The sequence below is a fragment of the Flavobacterium piscis genome (assembly GCF_001686925.1).
GTDB lineage: Bacteria > Bacteroidota > Bacteroidia > Flavobacteriales > Flavobacteriaceae > Flavobacterium > Flavobacterium piscis.
On record NZ_LVEN01000008.1, the window covers coordinates 196,844 to 210,831 of the forward strand.

Annotated in this window: 11 protein-coding genes; 4 read left to right on the forward strand and 7 right to left on the reverse strand. The window is 33.2% G+C overall.

From position 1 onward, the window contains the following. Positions 1 to 474 precede the first annotated feature (474 nt). From FLP_RS05490 to FLP_RS05500, 3 genes are all read left to right on the forward strand, one after another. On the forward strand, positions 475 to 1,431 hold the full coding sequence (locus tag FLP_RS05490) for a phosphoribosylaminoimidazolesuccinocarboxamide synthase (protein WP_065448510.1): 957 nt from the start codon (positions 475 to 477) through the stop codon (positions 1,429 to 1,431). Between the two features lie 303 nt (positions 1,432 to 1,734). Continuing rightward, the gene (locus FLP_RS05495) at positions 1,735 to 2,115 is read left to right on the forward strand and encodes an ankyrin repeat domain-containing protein (RefSeq protein WP_065448511.1); all 381 of its coding nucleotides are present in this window, start codon (positions 1,735 to 1,737) and stop codon (positions 2,113 to 2,115) included. A 313-nt stretch (positions 2,116 to 2,428) separates the two neighbouring features. Beyond that, positions 2,429 to 2,809: an ankyrin repeat domain-containing protein gene (locus FLP_RS05500; protein WP_065448512.1), complete on the forward strand. Its 381-nt coding sequence runs from the start codon at positions 2,429 to 2,431 to the stop codon at positions 2,807 to 2,809. A gap of 175 nt (positions 2,810 to 2,984) precedes the next feature. On the opposite strand, the gene FLP_RS05505 is transcribed toward FLP_RS05500, so the two are convergent. From FLP_RS05505 to FLP_RS05535, 7 genes are all read right to left on the reverse strand, one after another. Beyond that, positions 2,985 to 3,587: a DUF2238 domain-containing protein gene (locus tag FLP_RS05505; RefSeq protein ID WP_065448513.1), complete on the reverse strand. Its 603-nt coding sequence runs from the start codon at positions 3,585 to 3,587 to the stop codon at positions 2,985 to 2,987. Between the two features lie 143 nt (positions 3,588 to 3,730). Next, the gene (locus FLP_RS05510) at positions 3,731 to 6,829 is read right to left on the reverse strand and encodes an efflux RND transporter permease subunit (protein WP_065448514.1); all 3,099 of its coding nucleotides are present in this window, start codon (positions 6,827 to 6,829) and stop codon (positions 3,731 to 3,733) included. A gap of 3 nt (positions 6,830 to 6,832) precedes the next feature. Then, the gene (locus FLP_RS05515; protein ID WP_065448515.1) at positions 6,833 to 7,918 is read right to left on the reverse strand and encodes an efflux RND transporter periplasmic adaptor subunit; all 1,086 of its coding nucleotides are present in this window, start codon (positions 7,916 to 7,918) and stop codon (positions 6,833 to 6,835) included. Positions 7,919 to 7,929: 11 nt separating this feature from the next. Next, positions 7,930 to 9,174, reverse strand: coding sequence for a TolC family protein (locus FLP_RS05520; protein WP_065448516.1), 1,245 nt, complete (start codon positions 9,172 to 9,174; stop codon positions 7,930 to 7,932). Between the two features lie 84 nt (positions 9,175 to 9,258). Continuing rightward, positions 9,259 to 10,620: a sensor histidine kinase gene (locus FLP_RS05525; RefSeq protein WP_065448517.1), complete on the reverse strand. Its 1,362-nt coding sequence runs from the start codon at positions 10,618 to 10,620 to the stop codon at positions 9,259 to 9,261. Further along, positions 10,617 to 11,297 (reverse strand): response regulator transcription factor, encoded by a 681-nt coding sequence (locus FLP_RS05530; RefSeq protein ID WP_065448518.1) that lies wholly within the window; start codon positions 11,295 to 11,297, stop codon positions 10,617 to 10,619. Before FLP_RS05530 ends, FLP_RS05525 begins: the two co-directional genes overlap by 4 nt. Positions 11,298 to 11,360: 63 nt before the next feature. After that, positions 11,361 to 12,449: a M42 family metallopeptidase gene (locus FLP_RS05535; protein ID WP_065448519.1), complete on the reverse strand. Its 1,089-nt coding sequence runs from the start codon at positions 12,447 to 12,449 to the stop codon at positions 11,361 to 11,363. Between the two features lie 81 nt (positions 12,450 to 12,530). Between FLP_RS05535 and FLP_RS05540 the strand changes: the two genes are divergently transcribed. Beyond that, a complete protein-coding gene (locus tag FLP_RS05540; protein ID WP_065448520.1) occupies positions 12,531 to 13,211 on the forward strand; it encodes a DUF4294 domain-containing protein in 681 nt (226 codons plus the stop codon). Positions 13,212 to 13,988 lie beyond the last annotated feature (777 nt).

Here is a 13,988-nt window from a genome sequence, read left to right on the forward strand (position 1 = left end):
TCTCAGTTTTTAGTCACAGTGAAAAGCAGTTGACAGAGTGTTTAGAAAACTGCAGTAAAGCTTTGTCAAAGTTTTAAAGCAATACTCTAAATGATTTTTGCAAAAGTCTAATTTTAAAGTTGATATACTCATTTTTATCATTTCATAAATCACAAAGTTGTAACATACTTTAATTTCTATCTTCAAACATAGCCGTGGTTTCAACCACGGGAACACAATAGGACACGTGATAATATTGCACCCCGTGATTGAAACCACGGGCAATGTCTGACAAGTTTACAAGTGAAAAAACTTTGTGAAAGTTTAAAAACAAGTACCTTACAATCTTGGTTTAAAACTTTGACAAAGCTTGCACAAAGAATAGACTGAGACCGAGACTGTAAACTGAGACTAAAAACTGAATACTGAAAAACTTGCTTGCTCTTTTAATTAGTTTTAAATTTGCATTCATAAAAAACAACACATCTAGCAATAATGAGCAATACAATCACAACTACAAATTTTAATTTTCCAGATCAGAAATCAGTTTACCGTGGAAAAGTTAGAGAAGTTTACAATATTAATGACGAACTTTTGGTAATGGTAGCAACCGACAGACTTTCGGCTTTTGATGTGGTTTTACCAAAAGGTATTCCGTACAAAGGGCAAATTCTGAATCAGATTGCAACAAGATTTATGGAATTGACAGAGGATATTGTACCAAACTGGTTGATTGCAACTCCGGATCCTAACGTTGCTGTTGGACATTTATGTGAGCCTTTTAAAGTAGAAATGGTTATTCGTGGTTATCTTTCAGGACACGCTGCCCGTGAGTACGCCGTCGGAAAAAGAAAAATTTGTGGTGTAACTATGGCAGAAGGTTTGAAGGAAAATGATAAGTTTCCTGAACCAATTATTACACCAACTACAAAAGCAGACAACGGTTCTCATGATGAAGATATTTCTCGTGAAGACATTTTAGCTAAAGGAATTGTTACTGAAGAAGATTATATTGTTTTAGAAAAATACACTCGTGATTTGTTTCAAAGAGGAACAGAAATTGCTGCTGAACGCGGATTGATTTTGGTAGATACTAAATATGAATTCGGAAAAACAAAAGATGGAGTTATTGTTTTAATTGATGAAATTCATACACCGGATTCTTCTCGTTATTTTTATGCCGATGGATATCAGGAAAGACAAGATAAAGGAGAAGAACAAAAACAGTTATCTAAAGAATTCGTTCGTCGTTGGTTGATCGAAAATGGTTTTCAAGGGCAGGACGGACAACAAATTCCGGAGATGACGGACGCTTATATCGAATCAGTTTCTGAAAGATATATTGAATTGTATGAAAATATTTTAGGAGAAAAATTCGTTAAGGCAGATATTGCAAATATCGATCAGCGTATTGAGAAAAACGTAATAGAGTATTTAAGTACTAAAGAGTAGTTTTCGGGCTTATTTAAACGTAAACTTTTAAAAATAAAAATGCCTTGTTATACTAATAGCAAGGCATTTTCTTTTGTGTAAATTTTCACTAAAAAGTTCAATTTAGAACAAATATAGTAGAGTAGTAAATAGAAGTGCAATGAAGGGTTTCTCTGAGTTGCACTTTTTTTATTTATAATTTTTTGCATTTGTGTGTAACATATTTGATTGTTTAGGCGACTACTATAGTAATCAAAAAAAATTAAGAATGACATTTAAGCATTAATTTAATTTTTACATCAATCATAAAATCAATCAATCAACATGAAAAAATCAGTAATTATTTTAGGTATAGCCATTGCTATGTCTACACAAGTGTCAAAAGCATCGAATATCAAGCAATTAGTAAAAGATCCAATCGATTCTCCTGCTGATGAAGTATCGTCTCTACATTACGCCGTATGTGAGGGAGATATTGAAAAGGTTAAAAAATTAATTGAATACGGAACCAATGTAAATAAGTTGGTTAGAGATATGTCACCTTTAATGTTGGCAGCCCGTTTTAATAAATTTGAAATCATTAAAGTTTTATTGGCTAACGGAGCTAATCCCAGAATCGAGAATGAAAAAGGTTTAAGAGCAATAAATTTCGCAGAGTACGCAAAAGCAACTGAAGCTATTGCAATTTTAAAAAATGCAAAATAAGACTAGAAAAAAGCATCAGTTATACTGATGTTTTTTCATTTTTGGATCAGTGTATTATCAAATAAAAAGTCATTTTATTTTTTTTTGATAATTTTTCATTTTTACTGTAACATTTTGAATAAGATCGCGTCTATATATACAGAAGCTTTAAAAGAGATAACATAAATTTTAAGCTTAAACGACATTTGTTATCTAAATGTTAAGAATTAGTTAAAACATAGTACTTTGTTATACATAATACATGAATTAGAATTATATTTACATAGAAATTAAAAATCATCATTAATCAATCAACAATTAACAATCAATCATTATGAAAAATTCAATCATTTATTTAGGAGTAGCTTTAGTTGCATTTGCAAATGTTTCAATGGCTTCAAATCAATCATCATTTGTACAACCACAAATGGAAATCGTACACAGTTTCTCAACTCCACTAAACGTGGCAGTAGGTAAGGGAGATCTTGAATTTGTTAAAAAATTAATAGAATACGGAGCTGACGTAAACGAAATATCAGAAGATTTATCACCTTTGATGATAGCTGCCCGTTATAATAAAGTAGATATTTTAAGAGTTTTATTGGCAAGCGGAGCAAATGCTTCTGTTAGAAATGAAAAAGGATTTACTGCTTTAAAATATGCACAATTATCAAATGCAACTGAGGCTATCGCCATCTTGAAAGAGGTAAAATAAAAGTTTAAATAGAGTTTTTGAGTTAGTATACAAAACGACCTTCCTTGAGCAGAAGGTCGTTTTTTATTTGGATACTTTTTTAGCCCCGATGGGAGGGAAAATCCTTTTGTGGTGGGGTTCACCACAAAAGATTTGGAAGGACAGCGGGAATAGCTCCTTAAAAAACAGAAGATTCTTAAAAGTCTATTTTTTGAATTTGTTTATCTTGTATTTTCGAAAATAGAATTAATCCCACAATTGCTCCAATTGTAGCAAATAACATATCCGATTGTGTATCCCAAACATATCCTTGTGTACCTAAAAAAGCATCACCACCATCTCCGGTTGCTATAGATACAAACCATTCGATAAATTCATATGCTGCACTTATAGCAAGACAAATAGATACTATAATAAAGTTGAAAAAACTTTGATTCTGGATTACCTGTTTTCGAATAAATAATTCTCTTATGATCATTGCGGGAACCAGTCCTTGGGCAAAATGACCTACTTTATCATAATTGTTTCTGCTTTGATGAAAAACTTCTTTGATGTAATCAAAAAACGGAACTTCGGCATAAGTATAATGTCCGCCAATGAACAGAATGATACAATGAATGAGTATTAAAGTATAAGTAAAATTGGTAAACCTAAATTTTTTGAAAGTGAAAGCTAAAATTAAAAATCCAATAATAGCAGGAATTACTTCCAGAAAGCAAGTAAAACCTTCTTTTGGGTTGATAACAGAGGCAAGCAGCGAAATAAAAAAAATGCTCAATAAAAAATAAATATACTTCATAAGGTTTTATATGTAATAAAAATAGCACGCAAGATAATGAAGTAATATTTAGTAAAATTAAAAAAGCACCATTAAATATAATGATGCTTTCTCGTTCAAACCTAATCAAATTAATTTAACCAATTAATCTATCTTCAATTTCTTTATTCGATTGGAATATGTTTTTTACGGTTGAATACCCAAAATATAATTGGGAAAACCAAAAGGGTTAAAACCGTTGCAGTTATCAATCCTCCGATAATAACAATTGCTAATGGTTTTTGAGACTCAGATCCAATTCCTGTTGAAATTGCTGCAGGCATTAAACCAATAGACGCCATAAGCGCAGTCATTACTACGGCTCTTGTTCGGGCTTTTACCCCCATAAATATAGACTCTTCAAGAGTGAATTTTGCTTTTAAATTATGATGAAATTCAGATATTAGAATAACTCCGTTTTGAATACAAATTCCCAGCAAGGCGATAAAACCAACTCCAGCAGAAATTCCGAAATTCATTCTGGTCAGATGCAGAGCAATAATTCCACCGATGATGGCAAACGGAACATTCGCCAGAACAAGCAATGAATCTTTAATATTTCCAAACAAAATAAATAAGAGAACAAATATCCCAATTAAGCTTATAGGAACAACCTGAGCCAAACGCGCACTGGCACGAACCTGATTTTCAAATTCTCCTGTCCATCCCACAGTATACCCGGTTGGTAGTTTCATTTTAGCCACTTTTGCCTGCGCTTCTGCAATGGTACTTCCTAAATCACGATCACGAACAGAGAATTTTACTCCAATAAAACGTTTGGTATTATCTCTGTAGATAAATGCCGGTCCCGTTATGGTTTTTAAATCAGAGATTTCTTTTAACGGAATTTTAATTCCACTAATAGTTGGAACCTTAAGTTCGGCAATATCATTTTCATCTTTACGATATTCCTTAGAAAAACGAACTCTGACATCAAATTTTTTATCATCTTCATATTTTTCTGTTGCTGTTTTTCCTCCAAAAGCTAATTCTAAAACTGCCTGCGCATCACTTAATGTTACTCCGTAAGCCGCCATCTTATCTCTGTCTAATACAACACTAATTTCAGGCTGACCAACATTTCGTAAAATTCCGGCATCTTTTATACCGGGAATGTTTTTTATTTGTGCTAAAACTTCGTTTGATAACTCGTCTAATTTATCCAGATCGTCTCCGTAAATTTTAACAGCATTCGAGGCTTTAAATCCTGCAACAGATTCGGCTACGTTGTCGATTACAGGTTGCGAATAATTATAAGTAATTCCTTGGTGAACGCGTAATTTCTCATCCATTTCGTTAATTAAATCATCCATGCTAATTTTTCGTTTCCATTCTGATTTTGGTTTTAAATCAACCTGAAGCTGTATAAAACCAAATCCATTAGGGTCTGTTCCGTCATTACTTCTTCCGGTTTGCGATAAAACATTTTTTACTTCCGGAAAACTTTCGAGATCTTTTCGAATTATTGCAGCTGTTTTTACACTTTCAGGCAATGAAGTGCTCATTGGTAATTCTGCTGTAACCCATAAAGCTCCTTCATTTAATTGAGGTAAAAATTCTGTTCCTAAAAAAGTAGCCGAAAAGAAAACCACTGCCAAAAGTGAAATGGAACCAATTAGGGTTTGTATTTTATGCTTAAAAGTCCAGGCGAAACTTTTACCTACAATGCGATCCCAGAAATTAACAAACGGATTATTTTTTTCTTTTACATTTTTATTTAAAAGGATATGAGATAAAACAGGAACTAAAGTCAGGGTAAAAAGTAATGCACCCATTAAAGCAAAACCTAATGTATAGGCTAAGGGAGAGAACATTTTTCCTTCGACTTTCTGGAATGAGAATATAGGCAATAAGGCTGTAATAATAATAAGTTTAGAAAAGAAGATGGCTTTACCCATTTCGGCTCCGGTTTTCTTAATTAAACTTCCCTTGGCGATTTTATTATACGCCGTCATTCCTAATTGGTGCGCCCTTTGATCTAATACCACAAATAATCCTTCGACCATAACTACGGCACCATCAATAATAATCCCGAAATCGACCGCACCCAAACTCAATAAGTTGGCGCTCATTCCCATCATTTTTAAACATAAAAAGGCAAATAATAAAGAGAGCGGAATAACAATCGAAACGGTAAAAGTAGTTCTCCAGTCGGCCATAAATAGGAACACAACACAGGTAACCAGAATAATACCTTCAAATAAATTATGCATTACAGTTTCTGTCGTGAAATTCATTAAATTATCACGATCATAAAAAGTAACTAATTTGATGTCCTTAGGAAGAATATTATCGTTTAAATCTTCTATTTTTGCTTTAATCAGTGCTAGTGTTTCCTGAGGATTTTCGCCTTTTCGCATTACAATAATACCTTCAACAACATCATCATTTTTGCCTAATCCTGTTTGTCCAACTCTAGGCATGGCACTTTCGTAAACCGAAGCCAGATTTTTTACTAAAATTGGGTTTCCATTCGCATCATCAACAATAATATTTTCAATATCCTGAATCGATTTTAAAAGTCCAACTCCACGCACTACAAATGCCTGGCCGTTTTTTTCGATAATATCACCGCCAACATTTAAATTACCACTGTTTACTGCATTATAAACCTGAAGCGGAGTGATATTGTATTTTGCTAATTTAATTGGGTCAACACCAACTTCATATGTTTTAGTCTGCCCTCCAAAAACATTCAAATCAGCAACACCGGGAACAGAACGAAGCTGTTTGTCGATCACCCAGTTTTGGTAGGTTAGTAATTCTCTACTGTCTCTGCTGTCACTTTTTACAATGTATCTGAAAATTTCACCGGTTGGCCCGTAAGGCGGCTGAACATCCGGCTCTACATCATCCGGAAGTGAAACATTTTTTAGTAAGTTATTGACCTGCAAACGTGCAAAAGTATCATCGACACCATCATCAAAAATAATTTTAATAACAGATAATCCAAACATTGTAATACTGCGAACACTTGTCTTTTTCTGAACCGAGTTCATCGAGATTTCGATTGGTGAGGTTACAAAACGCTCAACTTCTTCGGCGCTTTTTCCGTTCCATTGTGTAATGATGATGATTTGAGTATTGGTTACGTCAGGAAATGCGTCAATAGGCATATTCTTGAAAGAAATAAACCCGGCAACAGCCAATAATCCTACCCAAAAAAAGGTAAATGCTTTATTCTTAAGCGAAAAAGCAATAATATTTCTTATGAATTTGTTCATGTCTTATTCGTTTAAAGCGCGATAAATAAATAACTGATTATTGGTAATGACTTTTTCGTTCTCCTTTAAACCGCTTGATATATATGTAATATCTCCAACTACTCTGTAAACCTCGACTTGTCTGGTTTCGATGTTATTACGATCTTTAAAAATCATTACAAAGTTTTTACTTTTATCAAAAACAATCGCTTTACTAGGCACGGCTATCATTGACTCTCCTTCATTATAAGATAATTTGATATTGGCATTCATATCAGGCTTTAGCATATACTCCGGATTTTGCAATTTTATACGTGCTTGCATCGCTTTTGTTTCCGGATCAATAACGTTGAAGATTTTATCCACTTTTCCTTTAAAAACTTTATCAGGATAACTTAATGTGGTAACATCAGCATCAATACCCAATTTTACTTTATTTATGTCAATTTCATTAATATTCGCTAATGCCCAAACTTCGCTAATCTCAGCAATATCAAATATATTTTCAGAACGGTCATTTCGCAAAAGCATATCCTGATTGATACTTTTTTGAATGATAAAACCACTAATTGGCGCAGTTACTTCATATATTGAACCTGCTTTAATATTGTAAATTTTATAAGTTTCCTGAATTTTACTCAATTGAGATTGCGCTTTATTTACTTCAGATTTAGCCTGAAGAACATCACTTTCAGAATTTAATTTACCATCAAATAATTCCTGAGCCACTTTCATTTGATTTTTAGCTACTAATAAATCGTTTTTAGCATCTATCGACTGTTTTTCGAAATCAGCAATATCAGTACTTTTTATAGTAGCCAAAACTTGTCCCTTATGTACATAATCGCCAAGTTCTACATTTACCTTGATCACATTTCCGCCAACAAGCGGGTAAACGTCGATCATTTTATTATTATCAGCTGTAATTTTTCCGTAAAAACTCAGAACATTTTTTACAGGCTGTGTTTGAGCTTCGGCTGTAGTAGTGGTCTTTAGCATAGAATCGCTTAACGCAAAAGATGTATTGGTATCAGGATTTTCAACTTCCTTTTTGCAGCTTGCTATCAATAAACCCACAAGAGCAATTCCTATAATTAGTTTATATTTCATTTTGATTAGTTTTAAAATAAATCTTTGTTGATGGTACTATTTAATTCTTCGCCAGAAAGCACTACTTTTTTCTTCAATTCATTTATTTGAATAGAAGCCTGATTATAACTTTCCATAAAATCAGTAAATTCCAGTAGACTGATATTTCGTTTTTGAAAGTTGGTCAGGATTCCGTTGTAAACCGCTTCGAAGTCTGAATTAACAGTAGGTTTTATCACCACATAGTTTTTGCGGGATTCATCCCATTTGTTCCATGCCGACGTAATTTCGGTTTGCAATTGCAGGTCAAAATTTTGTTTTTCAATTTTTGATTGTTCTAAAATGGTTTGAGCATACTTGATATTTCCTTTGTTTTTGTTCCAAAGAGGCAACGGAATCCCAAGAGTCAAATTAGCTTCTTTATTAAAAGCTCCGCTTCGTTGATCGTAATTGGCACCAACCGTTATATCCGGAATCGAAAGAGATTTTTGCCACTTTACGTTGATTTCGTTTGATTCAATATCCTTTTGCTTTGCTAAATAATCTGGACGATTGGCAATTGCTTCATCCTGAAAAGTTTTAAGTTCAAACGGAATTGTTACCAGATATTTATTAAATTCTTCTTTAGAAATATCAGGAACAATACTTTCAGTCGAATTCAACAATAGTTTTAAGTTTGCTTCTTCTTCTATATTTTCATTTATAACTTCCATACGTTCATTTTTAAAATTCAAATACAGCGATTGTAAACGAACAAGATCTCTTAAGGGAATATTTCCTTTTTGTACCTGAACAGAATAAGAGTTAATCAAATCCTCAATATGGGCAAGTTGATTGTCTGTAGTTTCAAGACTTTTTTTGTTGTAGTATACTGTAAAAAAGCTCTTTCGTAGTTGCAGTTTTAAAGTTCTTAATAAATCATTAAACTGTAATTCGGCTAATTTTTCATTGGTTTGAGCCAATTTTATTTCGTTGCGTTTTTTTCCGCCTAAATAAATGAGCTGTTCAATACCAAATGCCTTTTGTCCTTGTTTGCCAATATCAAAATATTGATTCCTTTCGGGATTGTAAGCATTCAATTCTGCTGTAAGGGAAGGATTATCCCAAATCCTGGCCTGAATTGTTAATGCTTTCGATGCATCGATGTTATATTGAGATGCCAACAAAAAAAGATTGTTTTTAAGAAATTGGCTTTCACAGTCTTGAAGGGTGACTGTTTTTTGAGCCAAAACTACCGGACCAAAAAGCACAAGTAGGAATGCACAGAGTTTTCTCATTGTATTATTTTTAATTATACAAAGATGATAGCGCCAGACTTTAAGACACCTTAAAATCTACCTTAAAAAAACCTTAAAAATAATTTACAAATGAAAAATTAATTGAAATAAATTCGTGTTTTTGGTTGGAACACTGTAGGTTATGGTTGCTTTGTGTAGTGTTAAGATACGCTGCACAATACGCAAACCAAGGCCAAAGCCCGAAGTTCCTTTTGAATTTTTGCCACGCATAAAAGGCTGAAAAAGAAGTTTTTGTTCGTTTTCGCTTAGCGTGTCTCCAGTGTTTGAAATAGAAATGATTAAGTTATTATCCTGAGTGCTAATAATAACTTTAGCTTGCTTGTTGTCAGAGTATACGCAAGCATTTTTAAGAACATTGCTAATAGCAATTTCTAATAAGTTTTTATTCCCGTTTATTTCTAATGCAGTATCCAGATCGTCATTTACTTCTATTTCAAATAAAATTACAAATTCAGGATAGCTTTTATTTAAATTTTCAATAGCCGAAAATAAAATTTCATCCATACGATGTACTTCATTCTTTTCATGTTTTTTATTATCTATTTTGGATAGAATCAACAGTGAATTAATCAATTCCGTTAATTGATTTACATCAGATAAAATATTGATCAAAAAACTCTTTCTCTCATTGCTGGTTTTAGTATCAGCAATTACATTTTCTATTTGCGAAGTAATTCTGGATAGCGGAGTTCTAAGTTCGTGAGAAGCATGTGCAGTAAATTCTTTTTGCCTTTGGTACGAGATTTCAATCCTGTCCATCATAAAATTGAATTCGTTCGCAATCAAATCAATTTCATCTTTATTGCTTTTTGATGCTACACGAGTACCAAGATTATTCTCGTTTATATTTTTTATTTTTTGATGGAAAGCATTTAAGGGACTCATTAATTTTTTTACCGTAATAGAGGTAATTACCCAACAAATACAAGTAAAAAGAATATAAGATACCACCAGAGTATATCGCAAAAAAAGCAATCTTCGTTGACCAAAATTATCTGTTGCTGATATTAAGGCATAAAAATCCTTGTCTTTAGTATCGTAAAAAACACCATAAACCTCATAGTTTCCTTGTTTTTTAAAAAACGTCTTATTCTTTTTTAAATATTTTAAATCATCAATCGACCATTTAATTTTAGCATCATCGATACTACTATAGATAAGTTTATAATTAGAATCAAAGACTAATGTTTTCTCGTCATACAGTTTATTAATCGAATTTTGGTCAATCATCTTCAAAAGCTGATTGTCTATTTCTTTAACATTTACCAAAAGTTTAATGTTCGAAAGTGCTTTAATTTCAAGACGATCCCTGAATTCATCTTTTCTGAAATTAGAATATAAAACAAATATCAAAGTAGAAGCCAACCCAAAAAGGATTGTAAATAATAAACTTACTAAAAGTGATATTCGATTTTTTAATGTCATTCCTTTTCGCTCAAATAATATCCGTAACCCACCTTGGTCCGAATAAGTTTTGTTTCGTGGTCTTTATCTATTTTTTTTCTCAAAAAATTAATGTAAACCTCAATCGTATTCTGATTCGTTTCGATATGATAATCCCAAAGTTTTTCGGCTATAAACTGCTTCGATAATACTTTTCCTTTGGCTAGAGCCAAAATCAAAATGAGTTTAAATTCCTTTGGCGTCAGTTTGATCTCTTCGCCTGAACGGAAAACTTTCATGTCATCCTCCAGAATTTCTAAATCCTGAATAGTTATTTTTTTCTCTGTTTGTTGCGGAATTTCTTTTCGTCTTAGCAAAGATGAAATTCGGGCATACAACTCTTTAAAATGAAAAGGTTTTACCAAATAATCATCTGCGCCATTATCAAAAGAAGATAATTTATCGTCAATTTCGCTAAAAGCAGTTAGCATAATGATAGGTGTTTTTTTATCAACTTCACGAATACCTTTGCAAACTTCAATTCCGTTACTACCAGGAACATTGATATCAAGGATTATTAAATCATAATCGTAAGGAAAATACTTTTTTAATAATAAAGAACCATCATAATATGGGAAACACTCGAATCCTTTTGTAGTAAAGAATGCTGAGATTTCTTTAGATAAAGTAAAATCGTCTTCGAGTAATAATATCTTCATGCAGTTTTATATTTGCAAATTCAGCTATTATTAATAACCGAATTTGCGTTTTTTAATCAGTTCTTATTTAAAATAAGAAAAAGTTTCATTGTTTTCAATTTTCAGTAATGATTCATAAATTAACTGAATCACATTTTCAACATCTTCTCTGTGAACCATTTCTACTGTAGTATGCATATAACGAAGGGGTAAAGAAATCAGTGCCGATGCAACTCCACCATTACTATAAGCAAAAGCATCAGTGTCAGTTCCTGTTGCACGTGATGTAGCATGACGTTGAAACGGAATTTTATTCTCTTCGGCAGTATCAACAATCAGATCACGTAATTTATTTTGTACCGCAGGAGCATAAGCAATAACAGGACCTTTCCCCATTTTTAAATCACCCTCTACTTTTTTATCAATCATTGGTGTAGTGGTATCATGACAAACATCAGTAACAATGGCAACATTAGGTTTGATAGTCTGAGCGATCATTTCGGCACCACGAAGACCAATTTCTTCCTGAACAGAATTCACGATATACAAACCAAACGGAAGTGTTTTTTTGTTTTCGTGAAGTAAACGGGCTACTTCAGCAATCATAAATCCGCCCATTCTGTTGTCAATAGCACGACAGACAAATTTATTTTCGTTTAAGACCATAAATTCGTCAGGATAAGTAATTACACAACCAACATGTACACCCATTTCCAAAACTTGTTCTTTCGTTTCGCAACCCAAATCAATAAAAATATTGCTGATTTTTGGAGCTTCTTCCTTGTCACGCAAACGTGTGTGAATTGCCGGCCAGCCAAAAACACCTTTTACAATACCTTTTTTAGTATGAATATGAACCCTCTTTGATGGGGCGATCTGATGATCTGATCCGCCATTTCTAATAACATATAATAAACCATCATCAGTAATATAATTCACGTACCACGAGATTTCATCGGCATGACCTTCGATAACAACCTTAAAGGGCGCATCAGGATTAATAACCCCCACAGCAGTTCCGTAAGTATCCGTTATAAAAGTATCTACATAAGGTTTTAAATAATTCATCCAAAGTTTTTGCCCTTCGCTTTCATATCCGGTAGGAGAGGCATTATTTAGGTAGCTTTCCAGGAAAGCAATCGAGGTATCTTTTAAGATAGATTCTGTGCTCATAAAAATATTTTTTTGCTAAATTATAAATTTGGTATTAGAGTTGTATATAAATATATAATTTTACACTTAAATTATGATTCAATGAGATTCACATACTGCATTTTATTCTTGATATTGATTTCGTTAACAAGTCAGGCTCAGGTTACGCCCAAAGAAAACCAACAAATGGGTTATATATTAACTGAGCAAGACTCTATTTTAAACGATACAATTCAATTGCCCGAGATTATTATTTCGAAAGAAAAACTCGATCCCGAAGCGCAAAAGCAATTTTTAATCCTTCAAAACAGGGTTTATAAAGTGTATCCCTACGCAAAACTTGCCGCAGATCGATTGACGGCTCTAAATAACGGAATGGCACGTTTGAAAACCAACCGCGAAAAGAAAAAATACTTTAAAATAGTAGAAGACTACCTTAATAATGAATTCGAAGCAAGGCTTAAAAAGCTTTCCCGAAAGCAAGGTCAAATTCTGGTTAAGCTTGTTCACAGGCAAACCGGCATTACAACCTATGAATTAATCAAAACCCTAAAAAGCGGTTTCAAAGCCTTTGTATCCAACACAACAGCCAATTTATTCGACATTAGCCTAAAAACCGAATACAAACCCTACGAAGTCAACGAAGACTACCTAATAGAAACAATTTTGTTACGTGCCTTCGAATCCGGTCGCTTGGCAAATCAAAAATCTGCAAATCCTGTAAACTATGACGATCTAATGAATCATTGGGAAGCAAGAGCAAAGACACTCAATAAAAAATAACCTTCCTATATATAAGGTAAGATTTAATGAACCCGGCAGTTTCCTAAATTCTGCCGGGTTTATTTATATATGTATATTAAGGAAAAGCAACTTTCTCCTGCTGAACGATCCCGATAGCTATCGGGAGAAGCTTTTGGAATTTGGAATTTTTAAAATTTGGAATTTTAGTTTTTATTAGGAGCTATTCCCGCTGTCCTTCCAATCTTTTGTGTCCGCCGCGGCGGACACAAAAGGATTTTCCCTCCCATCGGGGCTAGGGCAGTAGTTTTGAGAATAAGCATTGGTAATAAGAAGAAAGAAACCGCCCCAAAAGAATAAACTTTGCGACTTAGCTCCCGATAACTATCGGGATTGCGCGATTTAAAAAAAACAGTAAAACCCCAACTTTGCTGACTTTTTCAAAACAAAGCCAACAAAAAAAGAAACCTTCGCGCCTTAGCGCCTTCGTGGCAAAACTCATTAAAACCACCCAAAACAGGCAAACCCAACAAAAGCAGCCAAAGATCAAAAAAACTTCGTATTGTAAAAACCACCCAACCAGTTACTTATAAAAAAGATGGAAAATATATAATAAAAAGTCTTGTAAATGTAAATAAAGGGTCTACTTTTGCACCCGCAACAGCGACAGACGTTCTTTAAAATACTGACAAGCATTACGAATCAAACTGAAAATTTATTTTCAAAAAAAGATTAAAAAAAGCTTGTGAGATTTAAAAACAGAAGTTACATTTGCACCCCGCAAAACACGGAAAGTTCATTGAGAGATTGGTAAGGTTT